Origin of the sequence: Sorangium sp. So ce321 (assembly GCF_051530195.1) — a bacterium.
Taxonomy (GTDB): domain Bacteria; phylum Myxococcota_A; class Polyangia; order Polyangiales; family Polyangiaceae; genus Sorangium.
On the sequence record NZ_CP150329.1, the window covers coordinates 11497759 to 11517146 of the forward strand.

At 72.5% G+C, this 19388-nt stretch carries 15 protein-coding genes; 6 read left to right on the forward strand and 9 right to left on the reverse strand.

Features of this window, described 5'->3' with window-relative positions; genetic code table 11:
- Nucleotides 1-16: 16 nt before the first annotated feature.
- Nucleotides 17-622, reverse strand: coding sequence for a 5-formyltetrahydrofolate cyclo-ligase (locus WME89_RS42665; RefSeq protein ID WP_438005317.1), 606 nt, complete (start codon nt 620-622; stop codon nt 17-19).
- A 278-nt stretch (nt 623-900) separates the two neighbouring features.
- On the opposite strand from WME89_RS42665, the gene mscL reads away from it, so the two are divergent.
- Nucleotides 901-1350 carry a large conductance mechanosensitive channel protein MscL gene (mscL, locus tag WME89_RS42670; protein WP_438005318.1) on the forward strand — a complete coding sequence of 150 codons (450 nt, stop codon included), beginning with the start codon at nt 901-903 and terminating at the stop codon, nt 1348-1350.
- A 293-nt stretch (nt 1351-1643) separates the two neighbouring features.
- Here mscL and WME89_RS42675 read toward each other — a convergent pair whose 3' ends face one another.
- The 5 genes from WME89_RS42675 to WME89_RS42695 form a co-directional block, all read right to left on the reverse strand.
- Nucleotides 1644-2600 carry a DMT family transporter gene (locus tag WME89_RS42675; RefSeq protein ID WP_438005319.1) on the reverse strand — a complete coding sequence of 319 codons (957 nt, stop codon included), beginning with the start codon at nt 2598-2600 and terminating at the stop codon, nt 1644-1646.
- A gap of 71 nt (nt 2601-2671) precedes the next feature.
- Nucleotides 2672-3430, reverse strand: coding sequence for a hypothetical protein (locus WME89_RS42680; protein WP_438005320.1), 759 nt, complete (start codon nt 3428-3430; stop codon nt 2672-2674).
- Between the two features lie 55 nt (nt 3431-3485).
- Nucleotides 3486-4253 (reverse strand): hypothetical protein, encoded by a 768-nt coding sequence (locus WME89_RS42685; protein WP_438005321.1) that lies wholly within the window; start codon nt 4251-4253, stop codon nt 3486-3488.
- Nucleotides 4254-5210: 957 nt separating this feature from the next.
- The gene (locus tag WME89_RS42690; RefSeq protein ID WP_438005322.1) at nt 5211-6194 is read right to left on the reverse strand and encodes a phosphotransferase enzyme family protein; all 984 of its coding nucleotides are present in this window, start codon (nt 6192-6194) and stop codon (nt 5211-5213) included.
- A gap of 12 nt (nt 6195-6206) precedes the next feature.
- Nucleotides 6207-7520: an MFS transporter gene (locus WME89_RS42695; protein WP_438005323.1), complete on the reverse strand. Its 1314-nt coding sequence runs from the start codon at nt 7518-7520 to the stop codon at nt 6207-6209.
- A 174-nt stretch (nt 7521-7694) separates the two neighbouring features.
- On the opposite strand from WME89_RS42695, the gene WME89_RS42700 reads away from it, so the two are divergent.
- The 4 genes from WME89_RS42700 to WME89_RS42715 all read left to right on the forward strand — a co-directional run bounded on the left by WME89_RS42700 (nt 7695) and on the right by WME89_RS42715 (nt 13790).
- A complete protein-coding gene (locus tag WME89_RS42700) occupies nt 7695-8516 on the forward strand; it encodes a glycosyltransferase family 2 protein (RefSeq protein WP_438005324.1) in 822 nt (273 codons plus the stop codon).
- A 241-nt stretch (nt 8517-8757) separates the two neighbouring features.
- A complete protein-coding gene (locus WME89_RS42705) occupies nt 8758-10326 on the forward strand; it encodes a C45 family autoproteolytic acyltransferase/hydolase (protein ID WP_438005325.1) in 1569 nt (522 codons plus the stop codon).
- A gap of 239 nt (nt 10327-10565) precedes the next feature.
- Entirely contained in the window at nt 10566-13025 is a 2460-nt protein-coding gene (locus tag WME89_RS42710; protein WP_438005326.1) for a cytochrome c peroxidase, read from the forward strand.
- Nucleotides 13026-13139: 114 nt separating this feature from the next.
- A complete protein-coding gene (locus WME89_RS42715; protein WP_438005327.1) occupies nt 13140-13790 on the forward strand; it encodes a LolA family protein in 651 nt (216 codons plus the stop codon).
- Nucleotides 13791-13814: 24 nt separating this feature from the next.
- On the opposite strand, the gene WME89_RS42720 is transcribed toward WME89_RS42715, so the two are convergent.
- Nucleotides 13815-15848, reverse strand: a complete 2034-nt coding sequence (locus WME89_RS42720; protein WP_438005328.1) for a hypothetical protein — start codon at nt 15846-15848, stop codon at nt 13815-13817.
- 378 nt (nt 15849-16226) lie between these two features.
- Between WME89_RS42720 and WME89_RS42725 the strand changes: the two genes are divergently transcribed.
- A complete protein-coding gene (locus WME89_RS42725; protein ID WP_438005329.1) occupies nt 16227-17390 on the forward strand; it encodes an SUMF1/EgtB/PvdO family nonheme iron enzyme in 1164 nt (387 codons plus the stop codon).
- Between the two features lie 47 nt (nt 17391-17437).
- Here the strand turns inward: WME89_RS42725 and WME89_RS42730 are convergent, their stop codons facing one another.
- Both WME89_RS42730 and WME89_RS42735 read right to left on the reverse strand, forming a co-directional pair.
- Nucleotides 17438-18148 (reverse strand): peptide chain release factor-like protein, encoded by a 711-nt coding sequence (locus tag WME89_RS42730; protein WP_438005330.1) that lies wholly within the window; start codon nt 18146-18148, stop codon nt 17438-17440.
- On the reverse strand, nt 18145-19380 hold the full coding sequence (locus tag WME89_RS42735; RefSeq protein ID WP_438005331.1) for an RtcB family protein: 1236 nt from the start codon (nt 19378-19380) through the stop codon (nt 18145-18147). The genes WME89_RS42730 and WME89_RS42735 overlap by 4 nt, the downstream gene beginning before the upstream one ends.
- Between the last annotated feature and the right edge of the window lie 8 nt (nt 19381-19388).

A 19388-nucleotide genomic window follows, 5' to 3' on the forward strand; every position in this document is an offset into this window, starting at 1 on the left:
CGGACCCTCTGGCATCCTAGGTGGGATCGGCCGCGAGCACGCGGGCGTCGGTCACGATGGTCCCGAGCGGGACGTCGCCGTCGGTCACCGGCACCTCGGCGACCAGCTGGAAGTCGAACGCGACGCCGACGGTCTCTGCCGGGGGAGAGAAGCGCGGGAGCGTGCTGTCGTAGTAGCCGGCGCCGTAGCCGATGCGGTGCCCTCGCGGGTCGATCTGGAGCGCGGGCACGACGATCACGTCGAGCGCCGCGGCCTCTTCGCTGGCCGGGTCCGGCTCGCGGAAGCCGAGGCCGCGCTCCTCCATGGCCTCCGGGTCGTCGACGAAGCGGAAGGTCATGAGGCGCGACTCGGGGTCGATGGCGGGGTACGCCACCCGGACGCCGCGGCCGCGGAGGAGCGGATCGAGCCCCCGGAGGTCGACCTCGTTGCGGTCCTCGATCGGGTAGAAGAGCGCGACCCGCCGGGCCGCGGCGACGGCCGGCAGCTCCGCGAGCGCGCGCTGGATCCGGCGCGATCGCTCGAGGATGGCGTCGCGGGGGATGGAGCTGCGGAGCGCCCGGGCGCGCTTGCGCAGCTCGGCTTTCGCGCGGTAGCGCAGGGCGGCCTCGGCGTCGGGATCCATGGCTGGGTGCTTCCTCCGGCGCGCATCCTAGTCTCGCCCGCCGGAAATCCCGCCAGGGATTCCTGACAGGCGCCGCCGGGGCGCCGTCGAGCGGACGCCGGGTTGGGAGGCAGACGCTGGGGGCGCCCTCGGGCGCGAGCACGGGGTCACGGACGAGCTCGGTGGGACCGTTCCTGCTCGCGGCGCGGGCGCCTGGCCAGCGCCCAGACCACCGCGAGCCGGGGGTGGACCTCGGAGCGCTTGTCGGAGTAGAAGCCGTCAGCTTCGGGAGGCGAGCGATGTTCTGGGACGATTTCAAGAAGTTCGCGATTCGTGGCAACGTCGTCGACATGGCGGTCGGTGTCGTGATCGGCGCGGCGTTCGGCAACATCGTCAAGTCGCTCGTCGATCACCTGATCATGCCGCCGATAGGCCTGGTGACGGGCGGCATCGACTTCAGCCGGCACTACATCGTCCTGAAGGCCCCGAGCGGTCCCGGCCCCTACGCGAGCCCCGAGGAGATGACGAAGGCGGGCGCGGTGCTCCTCCAGTACGGCCAGGTCATCAACAACCTGGTGAGCTTCTTCATCGTCGCCTTCTGCGTGTTCCTGCTGATGCAGCTGATGGGGAAGCTCCAGCGGAAGCACGAGGAGGCGGCGACGACGAAGGAGTGCCCCGAGTGCGCGATGACCATCCCCATCAAGGCGGTGCGCTGCGGGCACTGCACGGCCGCGCTGAAGGCGGCGTAGTCCGGCGCGGGGAGAGCCCGAGCCGGCGGTCGCTCCGTGGCGCAGCCGGGGCGGCTGCGCCTCAGGCGTCTTGTTCTGCCTCGTAACTCTCCCGGGAGATGAGCGCCTGATAGAGCCGCACGTTGTCCGGCCCTGCATCGAACAGCCGCAGCTGTATCGGCATCTTCAGTACGTCGATCCCGAGCACCTCGACGGCGTGCTGCCTGCAAGCCTCCTGGACATGCCCGGGGTGTGCGCCGGAAGGCCCCGGGCATGTCCCGACATGCCCCGGGCCTGCTCGACCAGGGCCGCGCTCATCGGGCGGACAGGTGCGGCGCGTCCTTGCGCTTGTGCTCCGCGTCCCCTTCGGGCGACGGCGCCCCCCCTTCCTCGTCGCCCTCCTCCGCTCCCGCGGCGCGCTGCGCAGCCTCCGCGGTGACCATGGCGGCGAGGATGAGGAGCCCGCCGATGGTCGTCCTCAGGCGCCACGGCTCCACGCCGAGGGCGAGCGCGACCACCGCGGCGAAGATGGGCTCCGTGGTGAAGACCAGCCCTGCCTCCCAGGAGGAGACCACCCGCTGCGCGGCATTCATCACGAGGTAGGCGATGACGGTGCAGAGGATCGAGGCGAAGCCGAGCGCGCCCCATACCCCCGGCAGGTCCAGCCCAGCCGTCGGGGCCCCGCTGATCGCCCACACCGCCGCGCTGACGAGCGTCGTCACCACGAACTCCACGAACGTGAGCGCCCACAGGTCGTGGCGGCTCGAGCACCGGCCGGTCAGCACGATCTGACCCGCGTACGCGCACGCGCACCCGATGCTCAGAACGTCCCCCAGGTTCAACGAGAGGGTCTGCGGATCGAGCGTGAGAATGCCGAGCCCGACGGAGGCGAGGACGATGGCCAGCCAGCCCGTCCTCGGCAGGCGCCAGCCGCCGAATGCCAGCAGCACGGGTACGAGGACCACCGAGATACCGGTCAGGAAGGCCGCGTTGCTCGGCGAGGTCCTCGCCAGCCCCGCCGTCTGGAGCAGGTATCCGGCGGCCAGCAAGAGGCCGAGCCACGCGCCGTCCCGGAGCGTCGACCGGGTGATCGCCGCCAGCATGCGCCTGCGGCCGAGCGCGAGGATCAGCGCCGCGGCCACGGCGAACCGGAGCGTCACGAAGAGGTACGGATCGACGTCCTCGACGGCCTCGTGAATGATGGCGAACGAGGCGCCCCAACACGCGGTGACCGCGAGCAGCAGCACTATCCAGAGGCGACGAGGACTCACGTTGGGTTCCTGCAAGGTGGTGGCGCGCCCCGGGCCCGGGACACGCAAGTCGAGTCGACCTACATGAAATCCTAGGCGGCGGGAACACCCCCGTGGATCCGCTCCAGCTTCTTCACGATGGCCTGGGCGCAAAGCTTCGAGAGCTCCTCGGGCGAGAGGTTGAAGCCGGCGCCGCTGTGATCCAGGACGAAGGTGGCTCCGTAGTCACCGCCGCGCAGATCCACCTCGACGATCCGCTCCAGCGCGCGCCGCGCCTCCGGGATCCGGTGCCGGTGCTGCTGGCCGATCAACCGGACGAGGTTGGCGAGGTGGAGGGCCTCGTCGCTCGTCACGAGCCGGATCCAGGTCTTGAGCTCGTCCGGTCCGAGCGAATCGTAGAAGGCGAAGTCGCGGTGGTAAGCGTGCGTCGTCGCCAGCTCGTCGTATGCGAGGACCAGGCACATCGTGAACTCGTCGCCGAGGATCTCCTCGATCCGCGAGAAATCCGCCCTCCTCGCGGCGAGGCGGGCGTCGACAGCCTCGCTGCTCTGGCCGTAGAGCGCCTGGTAGATCATCTTGAAGCCGACCGCGTGGTTGGCCTCGTCCTCGCGCCAGACCTCGAGGAACGAGAAGAGCGCGTCGCTGTAACGCCCGCGCCCATCGTGCGCCCGGCGGTAGAAGTGGCGGGAGTCGTCCTCCGAGCAAAGGAAGTTCCAGAAGGATGGCTCGAGCTCCTCGAGCTGCTCCCTGGAGATCTCGATGTCCCGGAGCGTCAAGCGACCGAGCAACTCCGCCGCCGACCACCTCCGCTGCCTGGGCCTGTACTCATCACGAACTGTCTGCGTGCTCAAGGTATCACCTGATGATTGAAGAGGGCCGCGCGCCGCGCGCCCGCTCGGTTACCTTTCAGTTGAACGAGCGCTCCCCGGTGAGGAGCTCCAGCGCCCTGCCGGCGCACTTTGTGATCAGCTCCTCGTGGGTCAGCGGGAACAGGGGGTACGGGAGCTTGTGATCCATGACGAACGTGCCCTCGTAGGCCTCGCCGTTCACGTCCGTGTTCACGATGTCCCAGAGGATCCCCTTCACCTCGCCGACGCGGTGGGGGTAGAGCGCCTTGATCAGGCGGATCACGTTGTCGAAGTGGATCCCCTCGTCCCGGCCGATGAACCGGATGCACGACTGGAACGGCGCGATCCCGAGCGCCTTGTAGAACGGGATGTCGCGGTGATAGGCGTGGGCCGTCACGATCTCGTCGTAGGCGAGGAGGAGCAGCAGCTTGAGCTCGTCGTGCAGGAACGCCTCGAGGGAGGAGAAATCCGACGCCCGCCGCTCGACGCGCGTCGCGATCGAGGTGACGCTTTCGCCGTAGAGAACGCTGTAGATGTGCCGGAAGCTGACGTAGTGGTTGTGCTCGTCCCGCACCCACCGCTCCATGAAGCCGTGGAGCTCGGGGGAGTAGGCGCCGGGGTTCGAGCGGAGAAGATCGATGAGTGCGAGGGAGTCGTACTCGGAAGTGAGGTCATTCCAGATGACCGGCTCGTACTCCTCGACGGCGCGCTGCCGGCGCAGGCGCGCCTCCGTGGTCGACTCGTGGCTGACGCCGGCGAGCAGCTGCGACGGGTCCCAGAGCCTCTGCCGCGGCGCGTACGCCGCCTGGTTACGCGAAACCATCATGGTCTCCTGGTCCATGCGGGGCGCCGCGCGCTGCGGCGGCACCCTCACAGTCAATCCATCATGCGTGCCACAGCAATCAGGGCGACGTGAAAGCAAGCGGTTCGAGAACGGCATGAAAAGCGACCATGTCCGCCCTCAAGCAGCATCGCTCCTGATGCGATCAGCCCATCCTGCCTGGAACTTCGTGCCGTGGTGGCAATCCATTCAAGCGCCGGTGGGCCGCGTCACCCCCAGAGCCTAATGAGCGACCTTCGATGAGGCCAGCCATCCTCGACGGCGTTTCCGTGCTCACGCTGGCTGTGCTGACCACCGCGACAAGGCGGCCGAGAAACAAGAAAACAATAAATAACAAACACACAACATAACAAAACAGCACCTGGATAGCGGCTACCCCAACCTGGGTCGGCCACAGCGCGCGCATCGGCGCGGCATCCACGTCATCCCGATGTCATCGCTTGCCTCCGCGTCGGCGAGGGGAGCAACAGGCAACGTAAATATCCAACACAAACGGCCACAGGCGCGGCGCTGGTGCCATGGAACGCCATGATCACCCGGTCCGCAGCACGATCCCCGCGCCTTCGCCCGCGCGCCGCCGGTGGACCATCAAACTCGGCCTGCCTCGGACAACACTCCTCGACTCGCCCTCTCGACCGCCCGTGCGGCGCGGGGGCGGGCGACCACGCCGTTCACGGAGGTGACCTTGCGCGATCTGTCTGCTCGTCGAGGCTCCCACTCATATCCGGACATGCCCGGGTGCGTGGTCGAGCAGGCCCCCGCCCATGTCTCGACATCCCCGCCGCCTGCCCGGCCAGGCCCCCGCCCATGGCCCGACATCCTCGCCGCCTGCCCGGCCAGGCCCCCGCCCATGGCCCGACATCCCCGCCGCCTGCTCGGCCAGGCCCCCGCCCATGGCCCGACACGCCCACCCAGGCCAGCGACGCCCCCGCGCCGCTCCGATCAGCCCCCCGCGAGCAGCCGCGCCATCTCCGCGCGCTGCCTCCGCGCGGAGCGCGCCAGCGAGAGCTGCCCCTGGGCCCGGTGCAGGTTGTGGGCGACGCGCGTCGGGAAGCGCGCCGCATCCCAGCCGAAGTAGCGGTCCTCGAAGGCGTCCCGGCAGAAGCGCGCCGCCAGCTCCAGCGCGATCCGCTCCACCGCGTCCGCGAGCGCCTCCCGCTCCTCCGCGCCGAACGGCCGCACCTCGCGGTAGCCCGCGACCGCGGCGGCGAAGACCTCGAGGTCGAAGCGCGCCTCGGTCGCGTCCTCCCCGGCCGGGTTGCACCACGACCGCCACGCGTCGCCGAGCTCCACGTCGATCGACTGCAGCGCCAGCGTGTCGAGATCGAGCAGGCAGATCCCCTCCCCCGCGTCGGAGAAGCGCAGGTTCGAGATCTTGAGATCGCCGTGACAGTGCCGCAGCGGCATATCGAGCCGCCCCTGCCACGTGCGCCACGCGTCGAGGATCGCGTCTGCCAGCCTCCTCCCCTCCCCCGCGGTGGCCGCGCCATCCAGCCGCTCCATGTGGAGCGCCGTGTCGTGCGCGCCAGCGCGGACGTGGCGGTACGCGTGCTCGAGGTCGTCCACCGCCCGGTGGAACCGCGCCACCAACGCCCCCGCCGCGCGCGCGAGCGCCGGCGAGCCGACGCGGTGGAGCGTGCGGCCAGGGACGAAGTCCATCACCCGCCACACGGCGCCCGCGGCGTCCCGCGCCCAGAGGGCGCCGTCGTCGGCGCGCACGAGGCGCGGCGTCAGGAGGCCGCGGCGGGCCAGGTGGGCGGTCACCGCCTCGATGTCGTCGTGGACCTCCGGGGCGAAGATCGGGCTCACCCGCTGGACCACGAACCGCGGCGGCTCGCCGGCCACCCAGGTTCCGTTGATGAGACCCTCGTCCTCGCAGCGGCGCACGGAGAGGCCGCGCAGAGGCGCCCATACGTCCGGGATCATCGGGGCGGAAGGCTACCTGCGCTCCGTCTCGGACTGCAAGGAAAGCGCCTTCTTCCCCGCCGCGGCGCGCCGGCGCAGCATCCACTGCGACCCGAGCCAGGCGAGCACGCCGGCGCCGAGGCCGAGCCACGCGGCCGCCCCGGGGGCGGAGGTCCGCTCGACGAGCACCGCGCCCCCGAGCAGCGCGGCGCACAGGCCGACCGTGAGCGCCAGGTTGTCGATCGCCGAGAGCCGCCCGACGAAGCGGTCCGGCGAGAGCCGCTGGATCTCCGAGCTCGAGAGCACCCAGTTCGCGCCGCTGCCCAGGCCCCACGCGAGCACGACCGCGAGCAGCGCCGCCCAGTGCCGGGTCACGGCGAGCGCCGCGATCGACGCGAACGTCACCCAGGCGGCCCCGGTCGCCGCGAGCTCGCCCCGGAGGCCGCGGCGGACGAGGGCGACGCCGAGCAGCGGGCCGATCCCCGTCCCCGCCCCGCGCACGCACTGGAGGAGCCCCAGCGTGAGCGCGCCCGTGCCCGCGAAGGCGAGCTGCGTCGCGAGCAGGTTGAGGAGCAGGAGCGCCCCGCCGTTCGCCAGGTGGACCGGCGTCTTCGCGAGCACGGCGTCGAGCAGCGGCGGCCGATCCCACGCGTGCTTCCAGGCGAGCACCATGTCGCCGCGGACCGACGCGAGCGCGGCGAGCGTGCCGCCCTCCGCGGGCCGCCCCTCGGCGACCATCGGCGGGAGCCCCCAGAGGAACAGCGCCGACAGGCCGAAGGACGCCGCGTCCACCGCGAGCGCCGCCGCCGGACCGAGCGCGGCGATCAACCCGCCGACCGCCATGCCGACCGCGAACATGACGCTCCACGTCGCCGACGCGATCGCGTTCGCCTCGAGCAGCTCGTCCTCCTCGACGACGTGCCGCAGCACCGCGCTCTGGGCAGGCAGGCGCAGCGCGCCCACCGACGAGCGGACGAAGACGAGCACCTGCACCGCCAGCACGCTGCCGACGACGGCGGCGCCCAGCATGGCCAGGGTGAGCGCGCCCTGCACCAGGCTCGTCGCGATGAGCAGCCACCGGCGATCGAGCCGGTCCGCGAGCACGCCCGCCACCGGCGCGAACAGCGCGTTCGGCAGGTGATGCCCCACCATGACGAGCGCGAGCGCCACGACGCCGCCCCCCTCGCCGCCGAGCGCGAGCAGGCTCACGGCGACGAAGCTCATCCAGTCGCCGAGCAACGAGACGATCTCGCTCAGCCAGACGCGGCGGAACCGCGGGCGGCGACGGAGCAGGCCCGGACGGGGCTCCGGGCGACGATCGCCGGCCGGCGTCGAGGGGACACGCACGTGTGGAGGCTCCTTGGATCGCGCGCTACACGAGGGCTAGCTGGACAGGTACGGCCGCGGCCGTCCGCCAGGCGCCCCGCGCTTCCCCTCGCCCGCGTCGAGGCCAGCCGGACGTCGGCCAGGAGACAACGTGGCGGACAGATCGTGCCTGCCGCTGTTCATCCAGGGCACACCATGGTAATCGCGCTCTGCTTCATGCGGATCTGCGCCATCATTCCCGCCTATCAGGCAGAGCGCAACGTGGGGGATGTCGCACGCGAGGCGCTGCGGGTCGACAGGCTGGCCGGCGCGGTCTTCGTCGTGGACGACGGGTCGAGCGACCGGACGGCCGAGCGGGCGCGCGCGGCCGGCGCCACGGTGCTGAGCCACCCGGAGAACCTGGGCAAGGGTGCCGCCCTGCGCACCGGGATGGAGTTCGCCCTGGCCGCCGGCTTCGACGTGGCGGTCACGGTGGACGCGGACGGCCAGCACCCGCCGGAGGAGGCGCGCCGCCTCGTCGAGGCCGACGCCGACCCCGAGGCGCTGGTGCTCGGCATCCGGGACCTCGTCTCGGCGGGCGCGCCGCGCGCGAACCAGATCTCGAACCGCATCTCGAACTTCTTCCTCTCGCTCTTCGCGGGCCGCCCCTTCGCCGACACGCAGTGCGGCCTGCGCCGCTACCCGCTCCGGACGACGCTCTCGCTCGGCGCGCGCGATGAGGGGTACGCCTTCGAGGCGGAGATCCTCCTGCGCGCGGTGGCCGCGGGCGTCCGCGTCGTCGAGGTGCCGATCCGGGTCATCTACCCGCCCGAGGAGGAGCGGCTCACGCACTTCGACAGCGTGCGCGATCCGGCGAGGATCGTGCGCCGGGTGCTGGCGACGCTCGCGCTCACGCGGGGCCTCCGCCACGTACCCGCCGCGCCGACGGCGGCGCGGGCGTCGCGCCGGCCCGCGGCGAGCGAGCTCGTCGCAGAGCTCGACCCCCACCCGTCGCAGCCAACGGCGGCGCCTCCCTGATCGGGCGCGCATTCTGGAACGAGCAGTCCAGAATGAGTGGACCAGGGTGGTGCTCGGACGAGAGGGCGCGCATTCTGGAACGAGCAGTCCAGAATGCGCGGACCAGGGCGGTGCTCGGACGAGAAGGCGACCGACTGGAACGAGCATTCTGGAACGAGCAGTCCAGAATGCGCGGACCAGGGCGGTGTTCGGACGAGAAGGCGACCGACTGGAACGAGCATTCTAGAACGAGCAGTCCAGAATGAGCGAACCGGAGCGGTGCTCGGACGAGGAGGGTACAGACCGCCAGGGCGCCGGAGGGCCGCTCCCGCGGCCGTCGCGCCTCGCCCGCCACCGGCGCAAGCTCATCGCGGCCGGCGCGCTCCTCGCCGCGCCGGTCCTCGCGCACCTCGGCATCGCCGCCGCCACGCGGATCGATCCGCCGCCGATCGGCGCGGTCGCCGGCGAGCCCGCGGCCGCGCCGGCAGGGCTGCGCGTGCTCGGCCCCGCCTACGCGCGCCGCCGCGGCCGGATCCTCGAGGCGCGCCTCTCCGGGTCGCCGGAGGAGATCGGGCACCAGCACGGCCGGCTCTTCTACCCGGAGATGGTCCGCAACGAGGGCACCCTCTACGACCAGTTCCGCCGCTACGTGCCCGTCGCCCCGCTCCGGTGGCTGATCATGGACGTCTCGCGCCTCCAGTTCCGCGGCGTGGACGAGGGCATGAGCGACCGCGTGCGGCGCGAGATCGCCGCGCAGGCCCGCGCCTTCTCGCCCGACCCGTTCGACGGCGTCCTCCCCACGTACCACCGCTTCATCTTCCTCCAGTCGCTCTACGACATCGCGCTCTCGTTCGAGCACTCCCCGCTCATCGGCTGCACGAGCTTCGCGCTCACGGGGGCCGCGTCGGCGGACGGCCACGCGGTGCTCGCCCGCAACTTCGACTTCGAGGCCGGGCCCGTCTTCGACGAGGGCAAGGCGGTGTTCCTGGTCCACGAGGAGGGGAAGATCCCGTACGCCTCGGTGTCATGGCCCGGCCTTGTCGGCGCGGTGACGGGGATGAACGCCGCGGGCCTCGCGCTCGTGGTCCACGGCGGGCGCGCCGGCGAGCCGCGCGCGGCGGGCGAGCCCGTCGTGCACACGATGCGCGAGGTGCTCGGCCGCGCGCGCAGCGTGGACGAGGCGCTCGCGCTCCTCGAGGCGCGCGCGCCGATGGTCTCCCACCTCGTGATGCTGGTCGACGCGGGCGGCGAGGTCGCGATCGCCGAGCGGGCGCCCGGCGCGCCGCTGCACGCGCGCCGCGGCCGCGGGAAGGTGCCGCTCACCAACCACTTCGAGGGGCCGCTCGCCAGCGACCCGCGCAACCGCCGCGTCGAGGCCGAGACCTCGACCCACGCGCGGCGCCGCCGCCTCGACGAGCGGCTCGCGGCGCTACCCGAGGGCGCGACGGTCGAGGCGGCGGTCGACGTGCTGCGCGACCGGCGCGGGCCCGGCGGCGCGCCGCTGCCGCTCGGCGACCGGCGCGCGATCGACGCCCTCATCGCGACCCACGCGGTCGTCATGGACGCGACCGCGCGCGTCCTCTGGGTGAGCGAGGGCCCCCACCTCGCCGGCCGCTTCCTGCGCTTCGACCTCGCGCGGCTGCTCGACCCGGCGTTCGATCCCGCCCGCGACACCGCCGAGCCCGAGGCGCTCCCCGAGGACCCGCTGCTCACGCGCGGCGACTACGCCGCCTGGGAGCGCGCCGGCTCGCCCCACCCGGGCGGCGAGCTGGGCAGCGACGCGGCCGATCCGTCCGCTTCGGATGGCGAGCGCGACGGTGGCGCTCCTTAAATAAACGATCACCTCGATACCGCGGGCGCAAGCGCCGTCGCCAGCCCGGCCGAGCCCGGCGCGCAACGGTTTCGCCCCTGGTTCACTCTCCCCTGGCATCCACGCCCGTACACCGGCGGTGGGACACCTCTCGTCCGGGGCTCCCTTACCGCGAGATTGCCTAGCGGGAACTTCCGTCCGAGAATGCGATCCGGGGCGCAAGGTCGCGGCATCGGAGCGGCGACCGGGTCGACCGGACCATGACGGACATCAACCTGATCAACACCACCCTCGATCAACGGTACCTCATCCTCGGGCTGCTCGGAGAGGGCGGGATGGGGGCGGTCTACGAGGCACGGCACCTCGGGACCGGTCGTCGCGTCGCCGTGAAGGTGATCACGAGCAAGCTCGCGCAGGACGAGGCGGTCATGGCCCGCTTCGAGCGCGAGGCCAGGGCGGCGGGCGCCATCGACAGCGAGCACATCGCCGGCGTGCTGGATAGCGGGAGGGACCGGGCGACGGGCCTGCCCTTCCTCGTGATGGAGCTGCTCTCGGGCGAGGACGTGGACCAGCTGCTCCGGCGACTCGGTCCCCTGCCGCCGGAGCTCGCGCTCTGCATCGTGGCCCAGGCGTGCATGGGCCTCATCAGGGCGCACGACGCGCGCGTCCTCCACCGCGACATCAAGCCCGCCAACCTGTTCCTCGCCCGGCGCGACGGGGGCGAGCTCTCGGTCAAGCTCCTCGACTTCGGCGTCGCCAAGATCCAGGCCGACGACAGCTTCGAGCACCACCAGGAGCTCACGGCCACGAGCAACCTGATCGGCTCGCCGATCTACATGTCGCCCGAGCAGGCGCGCAACATGAAGGACGTCGACGGCCGGACCGACCTCTGGTCGCTCGGCATCGTCCTCTTCAAGATGCTCGCCGGGCGCACCCCCTACAGGAACTCCCGCGGGCTCGGCGAGCTCATCGTGGCCATCTGCTCGGTCCCGGCGCCGCCCATCCAGAGCCTGGCGCCCTGGGTGACCCACGAGGTCGCCGAGATCGTGCACCGCGCGCTCCAGATCGACAGGAACGCGCGCTTCCAGACCGCGGCGGAGATGCTCGACGCGGTCCGGACACTCCTGCCGTACGGCTTCTCGATCCGCGACGACATGCTGCAGCCCCTCCCCGAGTCGCTGCAGGCCGACATCCCGCCGCCGTCGCGCGCGCCCGCGAACCCCGACGCCCCGACGCGGCGCCCGCCGACCTCCGCGGGCACCAACGTCAGCTGGCCCGAGCACGGCGACATGGCGACGCGGCGCCCGCCGACACCGGTGGCCACGCCCCGCAGCTGGCAGGACCACAGCGACATGATGACGCGGCGCCCGCCGACGCCGGTGGCCACGCCCCGCAGCTGGCAGGACCACGGCATGCTCTCGCAGAGCGGCCCCGCGGTCCGCACGTCGGACCCGCGGCTCGAGGGCCCGCCCCCGTCGATGACGGGCGCGGGGACCTCGGTGCCCTTCCAGCGGACGATCATCGTGGCGGGCGAGCCGCCCCCGGCCGCCGCGCGCCCCCGCAGCAAGGCAGCCCCGCTCGTGGCGGCGGCGGCGCTGGTCGCCGCGACGGGCGCCGGCGTGGGCGCCTGGCTCGTGCAGAAGACGACGGCGGCGGCGCCGGCCGCGGCGCCCGGCGCCGCCCCGGCAGCCCCCCAGGCGGCCCCTGTCGGCGCGGCGCCCGGCACGGCGCCCACCCCCGGCGCGAGCGAGCCGGCGGTGCAGATCGATCCGGAGCGGCTCGCGAGCTTCAACCCGCTGCCGGCGCTCGTCACCTCCTCGAACAACCCGCTGACGGACGAGAAGATCCAGCTCGGCCGCATGCTGTTCTTCGACGGCCGGCTGTCCAAGAACCACGACCTCTCGTGCAACTCGTGCCACCCGCTCGACCGCTACGGCGCCGACGGCGCGAAGGTGTCCATCGGGCACGCCCACCAGAGCGGCCGCCGCAACACGCCGAGCGTCTACAACTCGGCCGGGTTCTTCTCGCTGATGTGGGACGGGCGCTTCGACAGCGTCGAGGACCAGGCCAACGGGCCGATGATGAACCCGAGCGAGATGGCGATGACGCCGGTGCGGCTGGAGGCGACGCTGCGCTCCATCCCCGAGTACGTGAAGGCGTTCGGCAGGGCGTTCCCGAACGACCCGTGGCCCGTGACCGTCAACAACACGGCGAAGGCGCTCGGCGCTTTCGAGCGCAAGCTGTTCACGCGCGGGCGGTGGGACCTGTTCCTGGAGGGGGATCCCGACGCCCTGACCAGCGCCGAGAAGGAGGGGTTCAACACGTTCGTCGAGGTCGGCTGCGTGACGTGCCACTTCGGCCCGCACGTCGGGGCGACCATGTTCCAGAAGCTCGGCCTGGTGCGGTCGTGGCCCGACACGATGGACCGCGGGGTCTTCGAGATCACGAAGAAGCAGGCCGATTTCATGGTCTTCCGGGTGCCGACGCTCCGCAACGTGGCCGCGACGGCGCCGTACTTCCACGACGGCTCCGTCTCCTCGCTGCAGGAGGCGGTGCGGCTCATGGGGAAGCACCAGCTCGGCAAGGACCTGAACCACACCCAGGTCGAGCAGATCGTGGTCTGGCTCAAGTCCCTGACCGGCGAGCTCCCGAAGGAGCACATCACGAAGCCGGAGCTCCCGGAGAGCGGGCCCAACACGCCGAAGCCCGTGGCGGACTGAGCGCGGCGCGCTGGTCTGGCGCGTCTGCGCGCGTCTGCCACCTGCCTGCCGACCGGCCTGGCCCACCTGCGTGAAGCAAAGCGCGGTCCGCCCGTCTGGGGTAAGAGGACGAGGATGCAGCGACGATCTTTCCTGATGGGCCTGGCGGCGTGCGGCGGCGCGCTCTCCATCGCAGGCGTCGCCGGCCGCGCCCGCGCCGACGAGGTGGGCGACGCGCTCGCCGAGATCACGCGGGCGCGCGCGTCGGTGAAGACGCTGGTCGCGCCGTTCACGCAGGAGCGGAGCATCGGCCTGCTCGCGACGGCGGTGAAGAGCGACGGGGAGATGTCGCTGGTCCTGCCGGACCGCCTCCGCTGGGAGCTGAAGCCGCCGGACGCGATCACCTACTGGATCACCCCCGAGGGGTTCGGCTTCGCGACCCCGAAGGGCGCGGCGGGCGCGGGGCGGGGCGCCGCGGGGCGCTTCGGCGCGGTGCTCTCGGACCTGCTCGTGCTCCTCGGGGGCGACCTCGAGAAGCTGCGGGGGCGCTACGAGCTCTCGATCCCGAGCCGCGCCGACGGGATCACGCTCGCCGCGCGGCCGCGGGCCGAGGAGGTCGCGAAGCACGTGCGCAGCCTCGAGATGACCTCGGGGCCGGAGCTCTGGTCGGTGCGGCGCGTGGTCATCGAGGAGAAGAACGGCGACCGGAGCGTCATCGCGTTCGGCAAGGTGGCGCGGGACGTGGCCGTGGACCCGGCGCGGATGAGGGCGCCGAAGCAGGGCTGAGCGGCGCCGCCCGCTCGGTCAGCGCTACGGCGCGGGCTCCGCGCCGAGCGCCGGCTTCAGGCGGTCGACGATGGCGCCGAGCGCCGGCCGGTAGCCGAAATCGGCCGCGCTGTCGTCGTCGAGCTGCCTCGGGCACACCGAGCCGACGATGCCCTGCGGGCCGAGCTCCCGGATGAGCTGCAGCTCGCGGAGACCCGGGTAGGCCTTCGCCTTGATCTGCGTCGCCGTCCTGGGCTGCGGGTCCGCCAGGTCGTTGCCGGCTGCCGGCTGGCACAGCGGGCTGTCGGTCGCCAGGCCAGCCGCCGCCCTGCAATCGCAGCTCTCGGTCGTCCCGTCGCAGTCCTTCGACCTGAAGAGATCGAAGATGCAAGCGAACTGGAGGTCTCCCTCTCGCGTGCTCCCCTGCGAGACCGTGTACTCGCGGCCGTTGAGGTCGTTCCACCCCGCCTCCTGCGGCGGGACGATCGCGTCGCCGGTGATCGGGTTCGAGCCCGCGCGCGGCGCCATCGACTCGATCATGAAGGGATCCCTCGGCGGCTGGCGGCGCGCGGGATCGCCGAGGATGAGCTCCCAGGTGCTGCTGATCGCGCCGTCGAGCAGCGGGGCGCTGAGCTCGTCGGCGTTCTTGAACCCGCCGACCGGCTCGCCCCGCGCGTCGAGGCCGCGCAGGAGGTCAGGCTGGCCCTCCGCGTTCTGGCGCGCGATGTCCTGCCACGGCACGCCCACGATGCCGGCGAAGAAGACGCGCCCGGGATCGCGGATGTCGGTGTCGCCGTCTCCAGCGTTCAGGTCGCTGAAGATGGGGTTGGGGACCAGCTCGCCCTGGCGATTCTCGATCTGCGCCTCGGTGAAGGCGCGCCGGTAGCGCTCGATCGGATAGAGGAAGTCGAAGCCGAACCGGCGCTTCTGCTCCCAGCAGCGGGCGTTGACCGGGTCGTCCTCCGGGCTCAGCCTCGCGGTCTCCCCGTCCGGGCCGATGCACGTCGGGTCGACCGGGCATTCGTCCTGGTTCTGGTTGCACGACCTGCAGCACCTGTCGCTCGGGTCGGTGGCGCACTCGGAGCGCGGCCGCCACAGGCGAAAGCTGTTCTTCGTCTCGGCCACGAGGTAGTTGCGGCCCTCCTCGCGGATGGAGCAGTCGTTCTCGTCGCTGAGCAGGAGGATCGCGAGGAGGGAGCTCGGCCGGAGGAACTCGCGGCGTTGCCGCAGGATGTCCTCGTCCACGCCTGTCGGCACCGCGATGTCGCCCTGGAGCTCGATCGAGGCGTAGGGCTCCGGATCGACGAGGAAGCGGTACACGCTCTCCAGCTGCGCCTCGAAGCCGCAGCCGGCCTGCCCCGTGCCCTTGACCATCTGCGTGAGCTGTCCGATCAGCGACGTGTCGTTGGCGTCAGCGTCCGAGTCGGTGTCGAGGTCCGCCTCGCCGTCCTCCGCGTCCGGCACCCCGGGCCGTCCGGCGAGCTTCTGTTCGGGATCCCAGGCCAGGAAGCCCTTGTCGAGGTAGGTGGGGATGTCGTTGACGCCGGAGCGCTCGTCGGCGCGCGCGAGGAGGCGCGCCATGTCCGCGTTCGAGGCGCTCGCGCTCGCCGGGCAGGAGGACGCGCCATGGCCGCCGAGGCTCGAGCTGATGATGCCGACATGGATGTCCCTGATCGGCTCGAACTCGCGCCTGAAATCCGGCGGACACGCGTCGTTCGGCGACCGGACCGCGACGGGAGGCGCCTCGCCGGTCCTGTAGATGCAGCGCGGGTTCACGAGGCTCTCGACGAGGTCGGGGACCGCGAGGGCGAGGAGTTCCTGCTTGTCGGCCATGGAACCCGAGTTGTCGATGGCCAGGAGGAGGTCGATCTTGTCGATCGTGGTCCTCGGGGGCGAGGCGTCGGGCAGGTCTCCCGACGGCAGCGGAGGTGGCGGCGGCGGCGCCGGCCGGTCCGGCCAGTCATAGGTGACCTGCCCACATCCGGAGAGGTTGCCTGTGCCGGCGATGACGAGAGAGAGAAGGGCGAGCTTCGCAGCCGCCCAGCGCGGGCTGCCGCGCTTCACCTTGGTAGTCGACATCTCATGTCCTTTCGTCGGCCGCTCTGGACGCAGAGCCGGCGCGACCGAGCGAGCCTCTGGCGGCCGACCCGGCCGCGAGCAGGACGGCAGAGCAAGGGCAGGACCGCGGCCAGGGCGCTGCGTTTCCCTGCGTTCCTGCCCGCAGGGCCGTCACCTCGGTTGACGATCCGGCAACGCCTGGCGAGATCGCGCGGCTCGCCTGGCCCACGGCCGCCAGGCTCTGCGGCGGGCGGCGCCGCTGCCGGGCGCCGCCGGGCGGCGCGGGGCCGCTGCGCCGGCGGCGGAGGCGGCCGCGCGCTCCGGCATCGGTGTCGCGGGGCTCCGGGCGGGGGCGCGACCCTGGTTCCCCTCGCCGCGATATCGACTATGACGCCCGGCATGCGACGCCTCCTGCTCCCCCTCCCCGCCCTGACGCTCGCCGCTGCCTGCTCTGGCGCTCCCCCGGAGCCCGCCCAGACGGCGGCCCCCCCGCGCGCGCACGACGGTCGTCCGCCCGCGGCCGCCCCGTCCCCCGCCGAGACCGCGGGCGCGGCGCCCACGGCGACAGAGACCGGCGCGCCCGCCCGCGACGCCGGGGCAGCCGGCGCGGCGAGCGCGGCCGCCGAGGAGCAGGCCTGCCCGGCCGACATGAAGCTCGTCGAAGGCGAGTACTGCACCGAGGTCGAGCACAGCTGCCTCCGCAGCTGGTACGACAAGTCGAACAAGAAGACGATCTGCGAGGAGTTCGCTCCCACCCCCGCCCGCTGCACCGGCGAGAAGGTGAAGAAGCGTTACTGCATCGACACGTACGAGTGGCCGAACAGGAAGGGGGAGCGGCCCGAGGTGATGAATCGGTTCCACCAGGCGCAGGTCAAGTGCGCCGCCGTCGGCAAGCGCCTCTGCACCGAGTCGGAGTGGACGCTCGCCTGCGAGGGGCCCGAGATGAAGCCGTTCCCTTATGGGTACTCGCGCGACGCGACGAAGTGCAACGGCGACCACATGTGGGACGACCCCGACATGAAGAAGGTCGCGAAGCGCGACCCGGGCGAGCTGGCCCGCCTGTGGAAGGGGGTGCCGAGCGGGTCGCAGGAGCAGTGCATCAGCGATTATGGTGTCGCCGACATGCCCGCGAACACCGATGAGGTCGTGGCGAGCGAGACGAGCGGCGGCTGGCGCGGCAAGTTCGACAGCGTCCACACCGGCGGCCCCTGGTACAAGGGCGTGCGCAACCAGTGCCGGCCGAAGATCTACACGCACGACGAGGGGTTCTATTACTACTTCCTGAGCTTCCGCTGCTGCGCCGAGCCCGACGGCAAGACCACCGATCCGCGGACGCCAAAGCAGATCCAGGAGGGGTGGAACATGGACCGCGTCGAGCGGCTCGCGCAGTTCACGATCGAGCAGATGCGCGGGAAGCTCGAGCTGAAGCAGCAGGGCAAGTGCGAGTGCAGGCCGACCGACATCCTGTGCAAGACGATGTGCGGCACGCTGCTCGGGCCCAACGCGGTGGACGGGACGCCGGGGGGCGCGCCCGCGGCGCCGGCGAGCGGCGAGAAGCGGTGAGCGACGAGGAGCGGTGAGCGGCGAGGAGCGGTGAGCAGTGCTGTCGACTAAGGCCTCTTCGAGCAGACCCATCGTTCTCGTGTCGTATCGCTGTGATCCGCTTGTGCGCCGGTGACCTCGAGCGCGCGCTTCCGCCCCACGCGGTACGTCCGCACCGGCTCCCCCCTGACGATCCGGTCGTGCTCGCTCCAGCGCGCGGCCTCCCCTTCTGCGACGCGCCGGGCGGCGCGCTCGGCGAGCCGCTCGGCGATGCGCTCCACCCCGCGGCGGACGTTCGCGCGCTGCGAGCGCTCGTCGGCGACGCGCACCGTGATCCCGCTCGGCCGGTGGTGGATCCGGACCGCCGAGAGGGTCTTGTTCACGTGCTGCCCTCCCGGCCCGCTCGCCCGGCAGGCGGAGATCTCGAGCTCGCGAGGATCGATCTCGGCGCCGGCGCCCGCGTCCTCCCCGGGGTCCGCGTCCGCAGGGTGGACCGCCACCCCCGCGAACCACCGCTTGCGCGCGGCCCTCCCCCGCTCCGCGCTCCTCTCGACCAGCGCGTGCGTCCCGACCTCGCCCTCGAGGCAGCGCCGCGCGTCGCCCTCCACCAGGATCTCGACCGAGGCCGGCGCTTCCTCGTCGCCGTGCACCGTGACGTCGACCACCGCGAGCCCGCGCTCCCCGCAGAGCGCCTCCATCCGCTCGGCGAGCCGCGCCACGAACCGCCGCGCCTCGACCGGCCCCCGCCCCGCGCTGACCTGCACCCAGGCCCGGCTCATCGCTTCACCGTGAGCACCGGCACGAGCGGCGCGACCGCCGTCGCCAGGCCGGCCTCCACCAGGCTCTCGATCACCGGCGCGATCGGTTTGTACGCGTCCGGGTGCTCCTCCAGCAGCAGGGCCGGGTCGTCGCACACCACGCGGCCGCCGAGCTCCGTGCGGGCGAGCTCGCGACGCCGGTATCTGGCCGCGATCTTCTCGCGCGCCTCGCTGCGCCCCATCTTGCGGCCCGCGCCGTGCGCGACCGAGCGCAGGCCGGCCTCCGCGTCGCTCGACCGCATCACCCATGACGGCGCGCCGCGCGACCCGAGCACCACGGTGAAGTCGCTGCCCCGGGCGGGCGCGGCCCCTTTCCGGTGCACCCACGCGGGCTCGCCGCCCACGGTCTCGCGCGCGACGTCGTTGTGGATGAGGTCGAGCCCGCCCGCGATCTTCGACGCCCGCGAGGCGCCGAGCGCGCGCAGCATCCGGTAGGCGAGCAGGAACCGGTTCGCCTGCGCGAAGCGGCACGCGCCCGCGAGCTCGCCGAGGTACGGCTCGACGGCGTCCCCCTCGAGCACCGCGGCCCCCCAGCGCTGGCCGAGCGCTCCGCCGAGGCCGCGCGACCCGGAGTGGGCCAGGACGACGAGCTCCCCGGCGGAGAGGCCGAGGGCCTCCGCCGCCGCCGGGTCCCGCGGCGCGCCGACGCGGGCGACCTCGAGGAAGTGGTTTCCTCCGCCCACCGAGCCGAGCGCTGCCTCGTACCCCGCGCGGTACGGCGAGGCGTCGCCGCTCGGGCGCAGGCCGTCCTCCGGCTCCGCCGCCGCGAGCCGCGCGAGGGCCTCGGGCACGCCGTCGATCTCGGCAAAGCCGCGCGCGCCGCGCCGCCAGACCTGCTCGAACACCGCCGCCGGGTCGCAGCCCTCGAGCGGGTCGTCCTCCATCGCCTGCCGGGCGCGCCGCTCGAGGAGGTCCGGCGCCATGCGGCCGATCGACGTCGCGACGAGCCGCACGCCGCACCCGGCGTCGCCGCCGATGAGCTGCGGGACGACGCGGTCCGCGAAGGCGAACGCCGCGCCGATCGGGATGCCCCGCCCCGCGTGCAGGTCCGGCATGCCCACGGCGCGGACGCAGCCGGGCAGCGCGGCGACGCGCGCGAGCTGCTGGACGGCGTTGCCCTCGAGCCAGACGTCGTCGCGGGCGACGAGGCGGGCATGGGCGGGAAGAACGACGCTGTCGGCGGGTGCTTTCATGAGGTCTC

Coding starts and splice junctions, on each gene's coding strand:
- WME89_RS42665 (WP_438005317.1), bottom strand. CDS start 622: ATGGATCCCGACGCCGAGGCCGCCCTGCGCTACCGCGCGAAAGCCGAG.
- mscL (WP_438005318.1), top strand. CDS start 901: ATGTTCTGGGACGATTTCAAGAAGTTCGCGATTCGTGGCAACGTCGTC.
- WME89_RS42685 (WP_438005321.1), bottom strand. CDS start 4,253: ATGATGGTTTCGCGTAACCAGGCGGCGTACGCGCCGCGGCAGAGGCTC.
- WME89_RS42690 (WP_438005322.1), bottom strand. CDS start 6,194: ATGATCCCGGACGTATGGGCGCCTCTGCGCGGCCTCTCCGTGCGCCGC.
- WME89_RS42700 (WP_438005324.1), top strand. CDS start 7,695: ATGGTAATCGCGCTCTGCTTCATGCGGATCTGCGCCATCATTCCCGCC.
- WME89_RS42705 (WP_438005325.1), top strand. CDS start 8,758: ATGAGCGAACCGGAGCGGTGCTCGGACGAGGAGGGTACAGACCGCCAG.
- WME89_RS42710 (WP_438005326.1), top strand. CDS start 10,566: ATGACGGACATCAACCTGATCAACACCACCCTCGATCAACGGTACCTC.
- WME89_RS42715 (WP_438005327.1), top strand. CDS start 13,140: ATGCAGCGACGATCTTTCCTGATGGGCCTGGCGGCGTGCGGCGGCGCG.
- WME89_RS42720 (WP_438005328.1), bottom strand. CDS start 15,848: ATGTCGACTACCAAGGTGAAGCGCGGCAGCCCGCGCTGGGCGGCTGCG.
- WME89_RS42725 (WP_438005329.1), top strand. CDS start 16,227: ATGCGACGCCTCCTGCTCCCCCTCCCCGCCCTGACGCTCGCCGCTGCC.
- WME89_RS42730 (WP_438005330.1), bottom strand. CDS start 18,148: ATGAGCCGGGCCTGGGTGCAGGTCAGCGCGGGGCGGGGGCCGGTCGAG.
- WME89_RS42735 (WP_438005331.1), bottom strand. CDS start 19,380: ATGAAAGCACCCGCCGACAGCGTCGTTCTTCCCGCCCATGCCCGCCTC.